The organism is Serratia sp. MMO-28 (assembly GCF_037199905.1).
GTDB lineage: Bacteria > Pseudomonadota > Gammaproteobacteria > Enterobacterales > Enterobacteriaceae > Chania > Chania oryzae.
In genome coordinates, this window is the sequence record NZ_JBBCVB010000009.1 from 20069 (window position 1) to 38322 (window position 18254).

Genomic DNA, 18254 nt, shown 5'->3' on the forward strand with positions numbered 1-18254 from the left:
AAAAACTGTTCGATCTTTGTGGGCGACTTCTCTATAATCCTGCGACCCCACGTTACAACAAAGTTTTTTTCCCAAAAACTTTATAGTGCCGGCAATGGCTATTCGAAGGGGTAGGTTTGCTGGACTTGATGGTCGTGTGAGCCTCAACTGTTTTCGAGCGTTTGGGTGTTCACCAACGTGTAACTAATTATTGGGTAAGCTTTTAATGAAAACTTTTACAGCTAAACCAGAAACCGTAAAACGCGACTGGTACGTTGTTGATGCAGACGGTAAAACTTTAGGCCGCCTTGCTACTGAACTGGCTCGTCGTCTGCGCGGCAAGCATAAAGCGGAATACACTCCGCACGTTGATACCGGTGATTACATCATCGTTCTGAACGCAGAAAAAGTTGCTGTAACCGGCAACAAGCGTAATGACAAGATGTACTACCACCACACCGGCCACATCGGTGGTATCAAAGAAGCGACCTTTGAAGAGATGATTGCCCGCCGTCCTGAGCGTGTGATTGAAATCGCGGTTAAAGGCATGCTGCCGAAGGGCCCGCTGGGTCGTGCAATGTTCCGTAAGCTGAAAGTTTACGCGGGCACTGAGCACAATCACGCGGCACAGCAACCGCAAGTTCTGGACATTTAATCGGGATTAATGGCAATGGCTGAAAATCAATACTACGGCACTGGTCGCCGCAAAAGCTCCGCCGCTCGCGTCTTCATCAAGCCGGGCAGTGGTAACATCGTTATTAACCAGCGTAGCCTGGAACAGTACTTCGGTCGCGAAACTGCCCGCATGGTAGTTCGTCAGCCGCTGGAACTGGTCGACATGGTAGGTAAATTTGACCTGTACATCACCGTTAAAGGTGGTGGTATCTCTGGTCAAGCTGGTGCTATCCGTCACGGTATTACCCGTGCACTGATGGAATATGATGAGACTCTGCGTGGCGAACTGCGTAAAGCAGGCTTCGTTACTCGTGATGCTCGTCAGGTTGAACGTAAGAAAGTCGGCCTGCGTAAAGCACGTCGTCGTCCGCAGTTCTCCAAGCGTTAATTCTTGCTGCTTCGGCAGTGCGTTTTACGCGAAAAACCCGGTGTCTCACCGGGTTTTTTTATGCCTGAAATTCCTTGAAACTTCATAGAAATCTGCGGCCTGGCTGACAATTCAACATGAAATCACCGCATGGTCCCCACAAGACAGTCAAAATCTGGTAAACTATCACCCACTTTTGCGCCTGTTCGCCGTGCAGTTGCTGTCAGTCTACCTCCGAGGCCCGTTTCTCGACCCAAGGTTTATCTGCGAACTGCAGGCTTGCGGTCAAGACTATTCAGAATAGCAGCCTGATGGGCCCAATAGATTTCAAGCCGCGGCAAGATGCCAACTTGAAAGACGAAGGGAAGTTGGCTATTCGCAGTATTTTCTAGATAACACTTGGAGGTTTTCATGGCTGTCGCTGCCAACAAACGTTCGGTAATGACGCTGTTTTCTGGCCCGACCGACATCTTTAGCCATCAAGTACGTATCGTACTGGCGGAGAAAGGTGTCAGCGTCGAGATCGAGCAGGTTGAACCGGATAACCTGCCGCAGGATCTGATTGACCTCAATCCTTACCAAACGGTACCTACGCTGGTCGATCGCGAACTGACGCTATACGAATCCCGCATCATCATGGAATACCTTGATGAGCGTTTCCCGCACCCACCGCTGATGCCGGTTTACCCGGTTGCGCGTGGCGAAAGCCGCCTGATGATGCTGCGTATCGAGAAAAACTGGTACTCGCTGATGTATAAAATCGAGCAGAGTAACGGTCAGGAAGCCGAGTCAGCACGCCGTCAGCTGCGCGAAGAGCTGCTGGCGATCGCGCCAATCTTCGGTCAGACGCCATATTTCATGAGCGAAGAGTTCAGCCTGGTGGATTGCTACCTGGCACCGTTGCTGTGGCGTTTGCCGCAACTGGGTATTGAGTTGAGCGGTGTGGGTTCTAAAGAGCTGAAAGGCTACATGACCCGTGTGTTCGAGCGTGATGCATTCCTGGCCTCCCTGACCGAAGCCGAGCGCGAAATGCGCCTGCAAACCCGGGGTTAAGCGTCATGGATATGTCTCAGATGACCCCGCGCCGCCCTTATCTGCTGCGGGCATTCTATGACTGGTTGCTGGATAACCAACTCACCCCGCATCTGGTGGTGGATGTTATGCGCCCTGATGTCCAGGTGCCAATGGAGTTTGCTCGTGATGGCCAGATAGTGCTGAACATCGCGCCGCGCGCCGTCGGTAACCTGCAGTTGGGCGATAATGACGTGAGTTTCAACGCCCGTTTTGGTGGGGTACCGCGTCAGGTGTTGGTGCCAATGGCCGCGGTGCTGGCGATCTATGCACGTGAAAACGGCGCAGGTACCATGTTCGAGCCTGAAGCTGCCTATGAAACGGAAGAGGCTTTCGAAGGCCTGGATAATCAAACCGGTTCTTCAGAAAATCTGATGTCAGTGGTTGACGGCGATCGTCAGGACCACCATGACGATCATGGCCCTGATGATGAACCGCCGCAGCCGCCACGCGGTGGCCGCCCGGCGTTGCGCGTCGTGAAGTAACTGCGGCAGCAGGATAAAAAGGTACAGCATGCTGTGCCTTTTTTGTTGCCCAGCGTTTGGACGTTTGCCAAAAAATAAAGGGCCAGCATGCTGGCCCCTTGAGGTTGATGACAAAGTAGCTTTTAAACCCGAGATACTCGGGCCTAGCGCACCGAGGGGCGCTCCGGCGGCTTACGCCGCTACGACCCCTTCGGCACGCTCTCCCTAATAACGGGCTTTGTCAGCAGTCTGAAGGGCCAGCATGCTGGCCCCTTGGAATCACACAGAGGAGTTACTTACACTTCCAAGTAACTCATAATGCCTTCTGCCGCTTTACGCCCTTCGGCAATCGCGGTTACTACCAGATCGGAACCGCGCACCGCATCGCCACCGGCGAAGATCTTCGGATTGCTGGTCTGGAAGGCGTTATCGATACTTTCTGGCGCCACAATCCGGCCCTGTTTGTCGAGCTGCACGTCGTGCGCCGCCAACCAGTCCATGTTGTGCGGGCGGAAACCAAACGCCATCACTACCGCATCGGCGTCAAGCACATGCTCGGAAGCTGCAACCTGTTCGGCTACCTGGCGCCCATTGGCATCCGGCGCACCCAACTGAGTGCGTACCATCTTCACGCCAGCCACGCGGCCTGCGCTGTTCAGTTCAATGCTCAGCGGTTGCAGGTTGAATTTGAATTCCACCCCTTCCTCACGGGCATTTTTCACTTCGCGCTTGGAGCCTGGCATGTTGGCCTCATCACGGCGATAGGCACAGGTTACCTGAGTGGCACCTTGGCGGATGGCACTGCGCACACAGTCCATCGCGGTATCACCACCACCCAGTACCACCACGCGTTTGCCTTGCATGCTGACATAAGGCTCGTGCTGCGTGGCTTCATAGCCCATCAGTTGCTTGGTATTGGCGATCAGGAATGGCAGCGCATCGTAGACGCCAGGCGCTTCTTCGTTCGCTAACCCGCCGCGCATCGATTGGTAAGTCCCCACGCCGAGGAACACCGCATCGTATTCGCTTAGCAGCGCATCCATGGTGATGTCTTTACCGACCTCGGTATTAAGCTGGAATTCGATGCCCATCTCGCTGAAGATTTCACGGCGCTTGATCATCACCTCTTTTTCCAGCTTGAAGGCCGGAATGCCGAAGGTCAGCAGGCCGCCGATCTCGGGGTGACGATCGTAAACCACTGCTTTTACTCCGTTACGGGTCAGCACGTCGGCACAGGCCAAGCCTGCCGGGCCAGCGCCGATCACCGCCACGCGCTTGCCGGTGGGCTGCACGTGAGACATATCCGGCTTCCAGCCCATTTCGATGGCTTTATCATTGATATAGCGCTCGATATTGCCGATGGTGACCGCTCCGAATTCATCGTTCAGGGTGCAGGAACCTTCACACAGGCGATCTTGCGGGCAAACGCGGCCACAGACTTCCGGCAGGCTGTTGGTCTGGTGCGCCAGATCGGCGGCTTCCATAATGCGGCCTTCGTTCGCCAGCTTCAGCCAGTTCGGAATGTAGTTATGCACCGGGCATTTCCATTCGCAATACGGGTTGCCGCACGACAGGCAGCGATCGGCCTGCGCTTTCGCCTGGGTTTCCGAAAACGGCTCGTAAATCTCGACAAACTCAATTTTACGGATCTTCAGCGGTTTCTTTGGCGGATCTACGCGCTGCAGGTCGATAAATTGATAAACATTCTGACTCATTTCATGACCTCTTACTGTGCCTGAACCCGCAGCTCGGCGGCGCTTCGACTACGGTGACCCAACAATGCTTTGACATCGCTGGACTTCGGCTTAACCAGAGCAAACTTCGGTGCCCATTGCGGCCAGTTGGCCAGGATCTCTTCGGCGCGTGATGAACCGGTGGCCTGCACATGCTCGGTAATCAAACCACGCAGGTGTTCCTCATGGATCGCCAGTTGATCGACGTCTAACACTTCCACCAGCTCTGGGTTGACGCGCTTACGGAATTCGCCGTCTTCATCCAGCACGTAGGCGAAACCACCGGTCATGCCTGCGCCAAAGTTGATGCCGGTTTTGCCCAGCACGCAGACGATACCGCCGGTCATATATTCACAACCGTTATCACCAATCCCTTCAACCACGGTGATGGCACCGGAGTTACGCACCGCGAAACGCTCGCCAGCGCGGCCAGCGGCGAACAGTTTGCCACCGGTTGCGCCATACAGGCAGGTGTTACCCACGATGCTGGCTTCATGGCTGCGGAAGGCGGAGCCCACCGGTGGGCGCACGGCAATGCGGCCACCGGCCATGCCTTTACCCACGTAGTCGTTGGCATCGCCGGTCAGGGTCAGCTCAACCCCGCCCGCATTCCAGACGCCGAAGCTCTGGCCTGCGGTACCGGAGAAGTGTGCCTTGATCGGATCGGCCGCCATGCCCTGATCGCCATGCAGCGTAGCGATTGCACCCGACAGGGTGGCACCTACGGAACGATCGGTGTTGCGGATATCAAAGTAGAAAGTCTTGCTTTGCTTCGCTTCAACATGCGGCAGCGCCTGCGCCAGCAGAGCCTTGTTCAGCAGGCCCTGATCGAACGGCGGGTTACTGCTTTCGGTGCAATGTAGGGCTTTGCCCGCGTGCGGCGTAGCGGTTTTCAGCAACGGCGACAGATCCAGCTTGTTCTGCTTGGCAGAGATCCCATCCAACTCGGTCAGGAACTCGGTACGGCCAATCAGATCGACCAGTTGGCTGACGCCCAGTTCCGCCATGATTTCACGGGTTTCCCGTGCGATAAAGTGGAAGTAGTTGACCACGCGCTCCGGCAGGCCCTGGTAGTGATCGCGGCGCAGTTTTTCATCCTGAGTTGCCACACCGGTGGCACAGTTGTTGAGATGGCAGATACGCAGGTATTTACAACCCAGCGCCACCATCGGGCCTGTACCGAAGCCGAAGCTTTCTGCACCGAGGATCGCCGCTTTAACAATGTCGACGCCGGTTTTCAGGCCACCATCCACCTGCAGGCGGATCTTATGGCGCAGACCGTTGGCCACCAGCGCCTGTTGGGTTTCCACCAGGCCCAGTTCCCACGGGCAACCGGCGTATTTCACCGAAGACAGTGGGCTGGCACCAGTGCCGCCATCGTAACCGGCAATGGTGATCAGATCGGCATAGGCTTTCGCCACGCCAGTGGCAATGGTGCCCACACCCGGTTCGGAAACCAGTTTCACCGAAATCATCGCCTTCGGGTTCACCTGCTTCAGGTCAAAGATTAGCTGTGCCAAGTCTTCGATCGAATAGATATCGTGGTGCGGCGGTGGGGAGATCAGGGTGACGCCCGGCACCGAATAACGCAGTTTGGCGATATACTGCGTGACTTTATCCCCTGGCAACTGGCCACCTTCACCTGGCTTGGCGCCCTGAGCGACCTTAATCTGGATCACGTCGGCGTTAACCAGATAGGCCGGGGTCACGCCGAAGCGGCCGGAAGCCACCTGCTTGATACGCGACACTTTGTTGGTGCCGTAACGTGCTGGATCTTCACCGCCTTCGCCGGAGTTGGAGAAGCCGCCGAGGCTGTTCATGGCGATCGCCAGCGATTCATGGGCTTCTGGGCTCAGCGCCCCGATGGACATGGCTGCGGTATCGAAACGGGTGAACAGCGATTCAGCCGGTTCAACCTGGTCGACCGGGATCGGCGTCCCCTGCGGTTTGATCGCCAGCAGATCGCGCAACGTGGCAACCGGGCGTTCGTTCACCAGCTTGGCATAAGCCTGATAGTCGCTGTATTCACCGCTGTGCACCGCTTTTTGCAGTGAGTTCACCACGTCCGGGTTGTAGGCGTGATATTCGCCACCGTGGACGAACTTCAGCAAGCCACCCTGTTCCAGCGGCTTGCGTTTCAGCCACGCACGTTTATTCAGGTTTTGCAGATCCTGTTGGAAATCGCTGAAGCTGGCACCACCAATGCGGCTGACCACGCCCTGGAAGCAGAGATCAGAGAGTTCACGATGCAGGCCGACGGCTTCAAACAATTTCGAACAACGGTAAGAGGCGATGGTCGAGATGCCCATTTTGGACATGATCTTGTACAGCCCTTTATTGATGCCGTTACGGTAGTTCAGCATCACTTCACGATATTTCTTGTCGATCGCCTGGCTGTCCACCAGCTTGGCCAGGGTTTCGTAGGCCAGATACGGATAGATGGCGGTAGCACCAAAGCCCAGCAACACGGCAAAGTGGTGCGGATCGCGCGCGCTGGCGGTTTCAACGATGATGTTGGCGTCGCAGCGCAGGTTTTTCTCCACCAGGCGGCTCTGAATCGCCCCCACGGCCATCGGGGCCGGAACCGGCAGGCGCTGGCTGCTGATGGCACGATCGGATAACACCAACAGCACCGCACCGTCACGGACTTTACGTTCCGCTTCGTCGCACAGGGCGCGAACCGTCTGTTCCAGATCCTGTTCGGCCGGATCGAAGGTCAGATCGAGCGTATCGGCACGATAATATTCCCCTTCCAGCGTGGTGAGCTGTTTGAAATCCGAATACAGCAGGATCGGTGATTTGAAGCTCAGGCGGTGTGCCTGGCCTTCGGCTTCGCAGAACACGTTCATTTCACGGCCAATGCTGGTAGCCAAAGACATCACGTGTGCTTCACGCAGCGGATCGATCGGTGGGTTGGTCACCTGCGCAAACTGCTGGCGGAAGTAGTCATAAATAATGCGCGGGCGGCTGGAAAGCACGGCAAATGGGGTGTCATCACCCATTGAGCCGGTCGCCTCCTGGCCAATTTCGCCTAGCACGCGGATCACCTGATCCAGTTCTTCGCTGCTGTAGCCAAACTGTTTCTGGTAGGTTTCGAGCGTAGCGTCGTCGAGTTCGCGTTTACCCACCTGATCGTCCGGCAGATCTTCAAACGGCACCAGGCGCTTAACGTTTTTCTCCATCCACTCTTTATACGGATGGCGGCTTTTCAGGTCGTTATCGGTTTCGGCAGAGTGCAGGATCCTGCCGCTGCGGGTATCGATCACCATCAGCTCACCCGGCCCGACGCGGCCTTTTTCGACCACTTCATCCGGCTGATAATCCCAGATACCGACTTCAGAAGCGCAGGTAATCAGCTTGTCTTTGGTGATCACATAGCGTGCCGGACGCAAGCCGTTACGATCAAGGTTACAGGCGGCATAGCGGCCATCGGACATCACGATGCCCGCCGGGCCATCCCACGGCTCCATGTGCATCGAGTTGAAGTCGAAGAAGGCACGCAGATCGGTGTCCATATCCGGGTTGTTCTGCCAGGCCGGTGGCACCAGCAGGCGCATGGCGCGGATCAGATCCATCCCGCCCGCCAGCAACAGTTCCAGCATGTTGTCAAGCGAGCTGGAGTCAGAGCCGGTTTCGTTAACGAAAGGTGCGGCGGTTTGCAGATCTGGGATCAACGGCGTCTGGAATTTGTAAGTACGGGCGCGCGCCCACTGGCGGTTACCGGTGATGGTGTTGATCTCACCGTTGTGCGCCAGATAGCGAAACGGTTGCGCCAATGGCCAGCGTGGCACGGTATTGGTGGAGAAGCGCTGGTGGAACAGGCAGATGGCGGATTCCAAACGCAGATCGGCCAGATCCAGATAGAAACGTGGCAGATCCGCAGGCATACACAGGCCTTTGTAGATCGTCACCAGGTTGGAGAAACTGCACACATAGAAGCTGCCGTCCTGGACGCGCTTCTCGATACGGCGACGCGCCACAAACAGACGGCGTTCCATATCACGCGGACGCCAGCCCGCAGGGGCGTTCACGAAAATCTGTTCAATACGCGGCAGGGAAGAGAGGGCGATCTCACCCAGTACGTCCGGGTTGGTGGGCACTTCACGCCAGCCGACAATCGACAGCGTTTCGTTCTGCAACTCTTCTTCCACAATGCGGCGGCTGGCGCGGGCTTCTTCTTCGTCGGTGCTGAGGAACATCATGCCAACCGCGTAGTTCTTGGCTAAACGCCAGCCGCGCTCTTCCGCCACCATGCGGAAAAAGCGATCGGGCTTTTGCAATAACAGGCCACAGCCGTCGCCAGTCTTGCCGTCGGCAAGGATAGCGCCACGGTGCTGCATGCGGGCCAGTGCGTGAATCGCCGTTCGCACTACCTTGTGGCTAGGTTCGCCTTCTATGTGGGCGATCAGGCCGAAACCACAGTTGTCCCTTTCTTGGGATTTGTCGTACAACATATCAGTGAACCTCCCCAGGCTCTGCGTGACTCTCACAACCACTCACGAGGGGGCTTTCTGGTTTCAGGCAGAAGTCCGAACGGCGAGGTTAATGGCGCCGAACTGCTTTTCCGCCCTCCATCAATGGCCTCTCGTGACGGTTTTCACAAGTGGTAAATGACTTGTTTTAAGAGGGAGTCTTAAATTACTGCATAAATATGACGAGACGTTTGCCCGTCCAGAAAGCTTCCAGCGGACTTCCAACTTATACGAGAAAGAATACGCAGGTCAAATATAGGCTTAAGAAGGTTTTTTGATGGCGCAATCAGGCTTATTATTTTGAAAAATAAGATTTTTAAGACATTTTGCTCGCCATGTGACGGTAAGGGGAAGCTCAGTGAAATGTGAGCTGTCTCACTATAGTGCATGGCCTGAATCTCTGCACCATGCTAGTGCGGGAGCTAATATCAGAATTTTATTCTGCCAAGTATTTATTTATTGTTGGTTATAACTATTTTTCATCACTTTGTCATAAAGACGTTAATCAGTGTGCGCTTATTAGAAAAATTCATCGTGATGGAAGTGATTTTATTTGCATTAATAATGAATAGTTATGTCTGTCTCGGCCTTTAGAGAAAAGCGTTGATCTCTGTCATCGCGGGAAAAGCCACCTTTGATTAGCATCACGGGCTTTGAACACAGAGAAACACCAAGATTATGCAGTTGCCGCAATTAGTCAATATGTTTGGCAGCGATCTCCAGCGCCGTTATGGCGAAAAAATCCACAAACTCACGCTGCATGGTGGGTTTAGCTGCCCAAATCGCGATGGCACGCTTGGCCGTGGCGGCTGCACTTTCTGCAACGTTGCCTCGTTTGCCGATGAACAGATGCAGCAGCAGAGTATCGCCGAACAGCTGGCGGTGCAGGCGCAAAAGGTCAATCGGGCCAAGCGCTACCTGGCTTACTTCCAGGCCTATACTAGTACTTATGCAGAAGTGGAACTGCTGGCCAACATGTATCGCCAGGCATTGTTACAAGCCGCAATGGTCGGCCTCTGCGTGGGCACCCGCCCAGACTGCGTACCCGATGCCGCGCTTGATTTACTGGCCGGTTATCGTGAACAAGGGTTTGAAGTGTGGTTGGAACTGGGGCTGCAAACAGCACACGATAAAACGCTAAAGCGCATCAACCGTGGCCATAATTTCTCCTGTTATCAACAGACCGCCCGGCACGCGCGTGAGCGTGGCCTGAAGGTCTGTACCCATCTGATTGTCGGCTTGCCGGGGGAAACCCAGGCCGAGCACCTAGCAACGCTTCAGGCGGTAGTTGAGAGCGGTGTGGACGGCATCAAGCTGCACCCGCTGCATATCGTCACCGGCAGCATTATGGCGCGAGCCTGGCAGGCTGGCCGTTTACCTGCGCTGGCGTTGGACGATTACGCCGCCAGCGCCGGTGAAATGATCCGCCATACGCCGAAAGAGATTGTCTATCACCGTATCTCCGCCAGCGCGCGCCGGCCAACGCTGCTGGCACCATTATGGTGCGAAAACCGCTGGAATGGCATGCAGGCGGTGGGTAGTTACCTGCAATGCCGTGGCGGGCAGGGCAGTGCTCTTGATAGCAGGCATCACTACTCTCTTTAAACACCCTCCAGTCAGTTTGGGTTTGTAATCATTCCCACACTTCCCATCAAGGTTTCTTATCTCATTGGTGTTTTACGGTATGATTTAAACGTTTATGTCTGATGGGAATGGCTCATGAAGCAAGTCCGGGTGTTGGCGCAGTACTACGTTGATTTAATGGTAAAGCTGGGGCTGGTGCGTTTTTCGCTGTTGCTGGCTTCGGCGCTGGTGCTGCTGGCGATGGTGGTGCAGATGGCGGTCACCATGCTGCTGCGTGGCCAAGTGGAAAGTATCGATGTGGTGCGCTCCATCTTCTTTGGCCTGCTGATCACCCCTTGGGCGGTCTATTTTCTTTCGGTGGTGGTCGAGCAACTGGAAGAGTCGCGCCAGCGCCTGGCTCGGTTGGTGGATAAGCTTGAAGAGATGCGTAATCGCGATCTCGCCCTGAACCAGCAGATGAAAGAGAACATCACCCAGCTTAACCAAGAAATTGCCGAACGCATCAAGGCGGAAGAAGGCCGCCAGCAGGTGATGGACAAGTTGACCGAAGAAATGGAACAGCGCGAGCAGGCGCAGATAGAACTCTGCCAGCAGTCGGTGCTGTTGCGTTCATTCCTCGATGCTTCACCGGATTTGGTGTATTACCGCAACGAAGATAAAGAGTTCTCCGGCTGTAACCGGGCGATGGAACTGTTGACCGGCAAGAGCGAAAAGCAGTTGATTGGCCTGACGCCGTTTGATGTTTACAGCCAGGATGTCGCAGAGAAAGTCATCGAAACCGATGAAAAAGTGTTCCGCCACAATGTTTCCCTCACCTACGAGCAGTGGTTGGTGTACCCAGACGGGCGCAAAGCCTGTTTCGAATTGCGCAAGGTGCCGTTTTACGATCGCGTGGGCAAGCGTCACGGGCTGATGGGCTTTGGGCGCGATATAACCGAACGTAAGCGCTACCAGGACGCGCTGGAGAATGCCAGCAGGGAGAAGACCACCTTTATCTCAACGATCAGCCACGAGCTGCGTACGCCGCTTAATGGCATTGTCGGCCTAAGCCGCATCCTGCTCGATACCGAGCTGAATGATGAACAACTGAACTACCTGAAAACCATCCACGTCAGCGCCATTACCCTGGGTAATATTTTCAACGATATTATCGAGATGGATAAACTCGAGCGGCGCAAAGTGCAGTTGGACAATCAGCCGGTGGATTTTACCGGTTTCCTGGCAGACCTGGAAAACCTCGCTGGCCTGCTGGCGCAGCCGAAAGGGCTGCAGTTTGTGATGGAACCGCAGCTCCCCTTGCCGCAGAAAATCATCACCGACGGCACGCGCCTGCGTCAGATCCTGTGGAATCTGATCGGCAATGCGGTGAAGTTCACTCCCCAGGGCCGTATTGTGGTGCGCGTGCGCTGTGAAGACCAGGAACGGATGATTTTCGAAGTGGAAGATTCCGGCATGGGCATTCCCCAGGATGAACAGGATAAGATCTTCGCCATGTATTACCAGGTGAAAGACCAGAACGGCGGGCGGCCTGCTACCGGAACCGGGATTGGCCTGGCGGTTTCCAAGCGGCTGGCGCAGAGCATGGGGGGGGATATTACCGTGCAAAGCGTACAGGGGCACGGTTCTTGCTTCACGTTGACCATCTCGGCCCCGGCGGTGCAAGAGCTGGTGAACGAGGCCGAGCAGGAAGAAGAGTTGCCGTTGCCGGCATTGCACATTTTGCTGGTGGAAGATATTGAGCTGAACGTGATTGTTGCCCGTTCGGTGTTGGAAAAACTGGGTAACAGCGTGGAGGTGGCGATGAATGGCCATGATGCGCTGGCGATGTTTGATCCAGACGAGTTCGATCTGGTGCTGCTGGATATCCAGTTGCCGGACATGACCGGGCTGGATATTGCCCGTGAATTACGCCGCCGTTACAGCGGCCAGGCGCTGCCGCCGTTGATTGCGTTGACGGCCAACGTACTGAAAGACAAAAAAGAATATCTTGATGCGGGTATGGACGATGTGTTGAGCAAACCCTTGTCGGTACCGGCCTTGACCCAGATGATCAAACATTACTGGGATCTACAACCCTCGCATACCACAAAAAAAATGGAGCAAAAGGCAATGCAGATTAACGAATCGTTACTGGATACCGTCATGCTGGAGCAGTACATGGACCTGGTGGGGCCGCAGTTGATTCACCAGAGCCTGGACATGTTTGAGCAGGTGATGCCGGGCTACCTGGCGCTGCTGGATTCCAATATGACCGCGCGGGACCAGAAAGGGATCACGGAAGAAGGCCACAAGATTAAGGGGGCTGCGGGCTCCGTGGGGCTTAAACATCTGCAACAACTGGCACAGCAGATTCAGACACCGACCTTACCGGCATGGTGGGACAACGTACAGGATTGGGTTGATGAGCTTAAGCAAGAGTGGCGTAACGACGTGGTCATGCTGCGGGCATGGGTAGAGAACGCTGAAAAAAAATGACCCCGACCTAGGCCGGGGTGCGCGAATATTGCGCCAACACCAGGGAAATTGTGAACCTGCGTATTGGTTTTCAATGTTCAGGTAGAGCAGGTTGCAGAAAAATCGTATACATCATACAGCGAACAACATAGCAAATGTAAGCGCTCTTGTTAGAAGATTCATTAAAATGTGTGATGTAGTTAGTGTTTGTTCGTTTTGGATGCTCATCCATTGGTCGTCCTGATTGGGAGAATATCGATGAAACAGGTCGGTGTGGTACTGAGTGGCTGTGGTGTTTATGACGGTGCGGAGATCCATGAAGCTGTCCTCACCTTGCTGGCATTGGATCGTGCCGGTGCCCGTGCGGTGTGCTTTGCGCCTGATGAAGACCAACTCCATGTTATTAATCACTTATCTGGTGATTTTTTGCCTGAAAAACGTAACGTTTTAGTGGAATCGGCACGCATTGCACGGGGGAAAATTCAGCCCCTTTCCCAGGCAGATGTCAGCCAGTTGGATGCCCTGATCGTACCCGGTGGATTTGGGGTAGCCAAGAATCTCAGCAGTTTTGCTGAGGAAGGCGTTGAATGTTCCGTTAATACAGATTTAGCTGAGATTACGCAAAAAATGCATAAGGCGCATAAACCAATTGGATTTATGTGTATTGCTCCGGCGCTGTTACCAAAGATATTCGGCCAGCAAATCCGGCTGACCATTGGTAACGATCCCGATCTCGCTGAGGTGATTGATGCCATGGGGGGAGAGCCAGTGACTTGCCCTGTGGATGATATTGTGGTCGATATTGAGAACAAAGTGGTGACGACGCCAGCCTACATGCTGGCTCAATCGATCGGTGAAGCGGCCCGCGGAATTGATAAGCTGGTTTCACGGGTTCTGGATCTCACCGCATGATCAGATGGGTGAGTCGGTCGCTGCTTTCCCGGCTGTGGTATTGGCTCAAACGCGCTTTGCTGGCGGTGCTGGGGGCGTGGCTGGCGGGGATTATCCTGTTTGCCTTTCTGCCAGTGCCCTTTTCTGCTGTGATGGTGGAACGGCAAATCAGCGCCTGGTTAAGCGGTGACTTCAGCTATGTGGCACATTCGGATTGGGTGTCGATGGATGACATTTCGCCGAATATGGTGCTGGCAGTGATGGCCGCAGAGGATCAGAAATTCCCCGACCATTGGGGTTTTGATATGGCGGCCATTGAGAAAGCGCTCAGCCATAATGAACGCCGTCCGACACGCATTCGCGGTGCTTCTACGCTGTCCCAGCAGATGGTGAAAAACCTGTTTTTATGGGACGGACGCAGTTGGGTGCGCAAAGGGCTCGAGGCTGGCCTGACGGCGGGTATTGAGCTGGTGTGGACCAAGCGGCGTATTTTGACGGTGTATCTGAATATTGTCGAATTCGGTGATGGCATTTTCGGCGTGGAAGCCGCGGCCCAGCGGTTTTTCAACAAACCGGCCAAACGGCTGACGGTATCAGAGGCAGCCTTGTTGGCGGCGGTTTTGCCAAATCCTCATCGGTTTAAGGTGAAAGCCCCATCAGGGTATGTGATTCAGCGCCAGCGATGGATTATGCGTCAGATGCGGCAGTTGGGTGGGGAAGGGTTTCTTAAAGAGAATGAGCTGGAGTGATTGGCGATGAGGCCTGAACGCATGCACCTCTTAACCCGTTGCTTATATCACTCAGCGCCATTCCAGAGATAACGCCCTCTCCCCGTGGGAGAGGGCGGGGTGAGCGCGCAGATACGCTGATCTTACCCCGGAGCGCGAGTTTATTTAACGTAAGTAAATGCCGTGGTGACGTGCCTTACACCGCTGATCTGGCTGGCGATCTGTGCTGCTGACTGCCCTTCTTTTTGCGTTACCAAACCCAGTAAGAACACTTCACCATTCTCGGTTGTTACCTTCACGTTCGAGGATTTGACCGTGTCGCTGGTCAGAAGCTGCGAACGGACTTTGGTGGTGATCCAGGTGTCTGAAGACGCGGTTCCCAGGCTGATCGGCGTGCCCTGGCGGATTTCGTTATACACTTCTGCTGCACCCTCTACGCCGAGTGCGATTTGCTTGGCTCGGCTGGCAAGCTCGGTACTGGGTGCTTGGCCGGTCAACAGCACCTTGCCCTGATAAGCGGTGGCAACAACCCGGGCTTCTTTTTTCAGTTGCTGATCCTTGCTCAGGGCACTTTCAACTCGGGCTTCCAAGGTCCCGTCATCGACCTGCGTTCCTACGGAACGCGGGTCTGTGGCGGTCTTTGTGGCAACGGCAGCACTGCCGACCACGACAGCGCCGACACAGCCTTGTAACAGCAGGGCGCTGAACAGCACTGCCAATGTTGTTTTCAGCTTCATCTTGGTTCCTTTAATCGTCCTGGTGGGGGAACAACGTATTATCAATCAGGTCGCATAGGCAATTTATGGTAAACATATGCATTTCCTGAATGCGCGCACTGCGGTGGGAAGGGATACGGATCTCAACGTCCTGTTGGCCAAGTAAGCCCGCCAATTCCCCCCCATCGTAACCCGTGAGGGCGACAATGGTCATATCTCGCGTTACCGCAGCTTCAACCGCTTTCACAATATCACGGCTATTACCGCGGGTGGAAATTGCCAGCAAGACATCTCCGGCATGGCCTAATGCCCGCACCTGTTTGGCATACACTTCGTCATGCAGACGATCGTTACCGATCGCGGTTAATACCACGTTATCGGCATTCAGCGCGATAGCGGGCAGGCTGGGGCGCTCGGTTTCAAAACGGTTGATCATACTGGCGGCAAAATGCTGCGCATTGGCGGCGGAAGTTCCATTGCCGCAGCACAGGATCTTGTTGCCGTTCAATAATGATTGGACCAGGGTCATCGCGGCACAGGAGATAGCGTCCGGCAGGGCTTCCGCCGCCGCAATCTGGGTTTGGATGCTTTCGGTAAAACAGACTTTGATTCTATCCAGCACGTTGTTTTTAATCCACTCAGTCAAAGGCCGGTTTACACCGGTATACCCGTCAAACTTCAAGCTACAGGGCAAAAACGCATTGCGTTTTTGTCCGTGACTCGAATTATTTAGGGTATAAACCCTAGTTAATCCGCATTGAAGGCATTCGGTATCCATTCTAACTGGCTACCGGTGATCGCAAAAACATCAAAACGGCAAGATGATGTGTCAAAACTGGCTCCGCGCCCTGCCAACCAGACCGCGGCGGCATGCAGCAAGCGCTGTTGCTTGCGGTAAGTGACGCTGGCGGCGGCGTCACCAAAGGCAGCGCTGCGCCGATAGCGCACTTCGACGAATACCCAGGTTTGACCATCGCGCATGATAAGGTCAAGCTCACCACCGCGCACCGTCACATTGGCGGCGGTAAAGGTCAGTCCTGCGCGCTCCAGATAGCGGCGGGCCTGTATTTCGTAGCCCGCCCCTTTGGCGCGTCGACTCAGGAGACCGGAACGACCGAGCCCTGGCGGTATTGCAACCAAGTCAGCGTCCTGGAGATCACACAGTGGGGTGAGGCACTCAGCACACCGCTGGCACCAGAAACCTGGAACCCTGGCAGCTGACGCATTTCAGCAAAGTGGTTGGCCAATGTCCAGGCATCCATCCCCATGGCGTAAAGGCGTACCAGAGAATAGTCGTTGCCGAACTTGGCACTGGCCTGCTGCTGCAGCGCTGGGTTAACCCCCGCCAACAGCGGGATATCACTGAACTGCAAACCTTCCATTTCCAGACGGAAATCCGGGCCGGCACCGGCCTGATAGCCGCGTGAGCTGGCGAACATGGCGGGTTTGCTGCGCGAATTGGTGGTCATGTCGATCATCGGCTTGATCAGCATCAGTTGATCCTGCGTGGCCACGATATACACCGCATCAACGCCACCGCCGGTGGACGCCGGTATATCGCTTGGTGGGGCCGGAATGGTCAGGCCGGCGATAGTCACCGACTGTGGCGCTGGCGCGGCGACCGAGACCGGCGTGCCGCTCATGCGGATACCGCCGCTGTTAACCATCTGACGCAGTTCTGTGGTAGAGCCGATGCTCTGTTGTAATACGGTTTGCCCTCCCTGCTTCTGCCACTCTTCGGCAAAGGCTTTGGCAATACGATCGCCGAACGCGCCGCGCGGGATCAACAACAACGGCAGGCGTTTCTGCTGTGCCCAGATATGGCGTGCCGCATCGCGGGCTTCGTCTTCTGGGGAAAGCGCGAAGTAGCAGATGTTCGGGCTATCCTGCGGTTGTTCCGGCTGATTGAGGGCCAGCACGTTCAGCGTGGTGGGTGTGCTGGCAAGCTGATCAACATCGGTTTTCAGTAACGGGCCGACCACCAGAGTTGCCCCTTCCTGCTGAGCCTGAGCCAGCAAGGCGGACAGCGGCTGACCGGACGTATCATAGACCTTCACCTGAGCATTGGCGGGCTGCGCAGGCATCGCTGGCGCGGCGGATGGGGCTGCCGGTTGGGCCGGAGTAATATCCGCAGGCGGTGCGGAAGGGCTCACCGCGCCGTTGGCATTTGGTGCCGCGGCAGCACTCTGATCCGGGTTATTGGTTGGCGGCGTTGGCTGAACCGGTGCGGTGAGCGTAATGCCGCTTTGGGCGGTGGCAAAACCTTGCTGGATAGCATCAGCAAACACCTTAGCTTGGCCGTTCAGCGGCAACAGCAACGCGATGTGCGAGGTGGAGGCCTGGCTGAAACTCAGCACCTGGTTCAATTGGTTTGGCAGATTTTTGGCCGCTGGGTTTTGTGGGTAGCGGTTCTGCCAGTCTTTGATACCGGCTTTCAGCAGTTCGGGATCCTGTTTGTTTTCCTGGTAAACCCGCAACAGATCCAGCCAGCCCTGCAGTACGTTTTCGTCGGCGTTAATCACCAGGCTGTTCATATCAGCGGGCTTGAGGCCGAGCAGGGCCTTCCAGGTCTGATCCAGGTTATCCTGCCGTGCATTGACGGGCAGCAGCGGTTCCTGAGCAATATAGGCACGGATCAACGGCAGCGACGCCTGGCCCTGATTGGCCGCAATCTGAGCCTGATACAGGCGCACTAACTGATTAGATGAAAGCGCGTTGCTGTCGATGCTGCTCAGTGAATTGCGTGCGGCATCGTAACTTTTGTTGCCCACCTGCAGTTCTGCAAGCAGCAACTGGCGTTCTACCAATTGCGAGTTGTTCATGTCTTGTGGCAGGGCGTTCAGTTGCGCAGCGGCCTGCGGCAATTGGCCCTCACGGATTAATGCGCGAATAGCAAGTAATTGCCAGTCAGCCTTGTTATCATCGCTGCTTTGCTGCAGTTGTTGCAGATAGTAATCAGAGTTGGCGCTCGCTTCATCTTGTATATTTATCGGCGGAGTTTGTGGCGCCTGACTCGGGCAACCGGCTAACAGCATGGCTGCCAGTACAACAGGGAGTAAACGCCCTGCTTTGGTACGAATGAATGTTGAGGAAAGCATACTGTATCCAGTGATGTTTTTT

General features: G+C 55.3%; 14 protein-coding genes. 8 read left to right on the plus strand and 6 right to left on the minus strand.

All coding sequences use genetic code 11. The features are described from left to right. The first annotated feature begins 205 nt into the window (after window positions 1-205). The 4 genes from rplM to sspB all read left to right on the plus strand — a co-directional run bounded on the left by rplM (window position 206) and on the right by sspB (window position 2577). On the plus strand, window positions 206-634 hold the full coding sequence (gene rplM / locus WG891_RS09780; RefSeq protein ID WP_004958166.1) for a 50S ribosomal protein L13: 429 nt from the start codon (window positions 206-208) through the stop codon (window positions 632-634). Between the two features lie 15 nt (window positions 635-649). Next, window positions 650-1042 carry a 30S ribosomal protein S9 gene (gene rpsI / locus WG891_RS09785; RefSeq protein WP_076942061.1) on the plus strand — a complete coding sequence of 131 codons (393 nt, stop codon included), beginning with the start codon at window positions 650-652 and terminating at the stop codon, window positions 1040-1042. A 390-nt stretch (window positions 1043-1432) separates the two neighbouring features. Further along, window positions 1433-2074, plus strand: a complete 642-nt coding sequence (gene sspA / locus WG891_RS09790; RefSeq protein WP_076941825.1) for a stringent starvation protein SspA — start codon at window positions 1433-1435, stop codon at window positions 2072-2074. A 5-nt stretch (window positions 2075-2079) separates the two neighbouring features. After that, window positions 2080-2577, plus strand: a complete 498-nt coding sequence (sspB, locus tag WG891_RS09795) for a ClpXP protease specificity-enhancing factor (protein ID WP_337262704.1) — start codon at window positions 2080-2082, stop codon at window positions 2575-2577. Between the two features lie 275 nt (window positions 2578-2852). Here the strand turns inward: sspB and WG891_RS09800 are convergent, their stop codons facing one another. Further along, complete coding sequence (locus WG891_RS09800) at window positions 2853-4271, minus strand: glutamate synthase small subunit (protein WP_337262703.1); 1419 nt, start codon at window positions 4269-4271, stop codon at window positions 2853-2855. Window positions 4272-4282: 11 nt separating this feature from the next. After that, window positions 4283-8743, minus strand: a complete 4461-nt coding sequence (gltB, locus tag WG891_RS09805; RefSeq protein ID WP_337262702.1) for a glutamate synthase large subunit — start codon at window positions 8741-8743, stop codon at window positions 4283-4285. Between the two features lie 696 nt (window positions 8744-9439). On the opposite strand from gltB, the gene WG891_RS09810 reads away from it, so the two are divergent. From WG891_RS09810 to mtgA, 4 genes are all read left to right on the plus strand, one after another. Further along, on the plus strand, window positions 9440-10366 hold the full coding sequence (locus WG891_RS09810) for a TIGR01212 family radical SAM protein (protein WP_337262701.1): 927 nt from the start codon (window positions 9440-9442) through the stop codon (window positions 10364-10366). A 114-nt stretch (window positions 10367-10480) separates the two neighbouring features. Then, window positions 10481-12820 carry an aerobic respiration two-component sensor histidine kinase ArcB gene (gene arcB, locus WG891_RS09815; RefSeq protein ID WP_337262700.1) on the plus strand — a complete coding sequence of 780 codons (2340 nt, stop codon included), beginning with the start codon at window positions 10481-10483 and terminating at the stop codon, window positions 12818-12820. 237 nt (window positions 12821-13057) lie between these two features. Beyond that, on the plus strand, window positions 13058-13711 hold the full coding sequence (elbB, locus tag WG891_RS09820; RefSeq protein WP_337262731.1) for an isoprenoid biosynthesis glyoxalase ElbB: 654 nt from the start codon (window positions 13058-13060) through the stop codon (window positions 13709-13711). Continuing rightward, entirely contained in the window at window positions 13708-14439 is a 732-nt protein-coding gene (gene mtgA / locus WG891_RS09825; RefSeq protein ID WP_337262699.1) for a monofunctional biosynthetic peptidoglycan transglycosylase, read from the plus strand. The genes elbB and mtgA overlap by 4 nt, the downstream gene beginning before the upstream one ends. Window positions 14440-14579: 140 nt before the next feature. On the opposite strand, the gene dolP is transcribed toward mtgA, so the two are convergent. From dolP to WG891_RS09845, 4 genes are all read right to left on the minus strand, one after another. After that, complete coding sequence (gene dolP / locus WG891_RS09830) at window positions 14580-15155, minus strand: division/outer membrane stress-associated lipid-binding lipoprotein (protein ID WP_337262698.1); 576 nt, start codon at window positions 15153-15155, stop codon at window positions 14580-14582. Between the two features lie 10 nt (window positions 15156-15165). Continuing rightward, window positions 15166-15756, minus strand: a complete 591-nt coding sequence (diaA, locus tag WG891_RS09835; RefSeq protein WP_337262730.1) for a DnaA initiator-associating protein DiaA — start codon at window positions 15754-15756, stop codon at window positions 15166-15168. A 125-nt stretch (window positions 15757-15881) separates the two neighbouring features. After that, on the minus strand, window positions 15882-16235 hold the full coding sequence (locus tag WG891_RS09840; protein WP_208611198.1) for a YraN family protein: 354 nt from the start codon (window positions 16233-16235) through the stop codon (window positions 15882-15884). Then, window positions 16232-18232 carry a penicillin-binding protein activator gene (locus WG891_RS09845; RefSeq protein ID WP_337262697.1) on the minus strand — a complete coding sequence of 667 codons (2001 nt, stop codon included), beginning with the start codon at window positions 18230-18232 and terminating at the stop codon, window positions 16232-16234. The genes WG891_RS09840 and WG891_RS09845 overlap by 4 nt, the downstream gene beginning before the upstream one ends. Between the last annotated feature and the right edge of the window lie 22 nt (window positions 18233-18254).

Bases quoted from the DNA above. Each gene is read 5' to 3' on its own strand.
- rplM (WP_004958166.1), top strand. From the start codon at position 206: ATGAAAACTTTTACAGCTAAACCAGAAACCGTAAAACGCGACTGGTAC.
- rpsI (WP_076942061.1), top strand. From the start codon at position 650: ATGGCTGAAAATCAATACTACGGCACTGGTCGCCGCAAAAGCTCCGCC.
- sspA (WP_076941825.1), top strand. From the start codon at position 1,433: ATGGCTGTCGCTGCCAACAAACGTTCGGTAATGACGCTGTTTTCTGGC.
- sspB (WP_337262704.1), top strand. From the start codon at position 2,080: ATGGATATGTCTCAGATGACCCCGCGCCGCCCTTATCTGCTGCGGGCA.
- WG891_RS09800 (WP_337262703.1), bottom strand. From the start codon at position 4,271: ATGAGTCAGAATGTTTATCAATTTATCGACCTGCAGCGCGTAGATCCG.
- gltB (WP_337262702.1), bottom strand. From the start codon at position 8,743: ATGTTGTACGACAAATCCCAAGAAAGGGACAACTGTGGTTTCGGCCTG.
- WG891_RS09810 (WP_337262701.1), top strand. From the start codon at position 9,440: ATGCAGTTGCCGCAATTAGTCAATATGTTTGGCAGCGATCTCCAGCGC.
- arcB (WP_337262700.1), top strand. From the start codon at position 10,481: ATGAAGCAAGTCCGGGTGTTGGCGCAGTACTACGTTGATTTAATGGTA.
- elbB (WP_337262731.1), top strand. From the start codon at position 13,058: ATGAAACAGGTCGGTGTGGTACTGAGTGGCTGTGGTGTTTATGACGGT.
- mtgA (WP_337262699.1), top strand. From the start codon at position 13,708: ATGATCAGATGGGTGAGTCGGTCGCTGCTTTCCCGGCTGTGGTATTGG.
- dolP (WP_337262698.1), bottom strand. From the start codon at position 15,155: ATGAAGCTGAAAACAACATTGGCAGTGCTGTTCAGCGCCCTGCTGTTA.
- WG891_RS09845 (WP_337262697.1), bottom strand. From the start codon at position 18,232: ATGCTTTCCTCAACATTCATTCGTACCAAAGCAGGGCGTTTACTCCCT.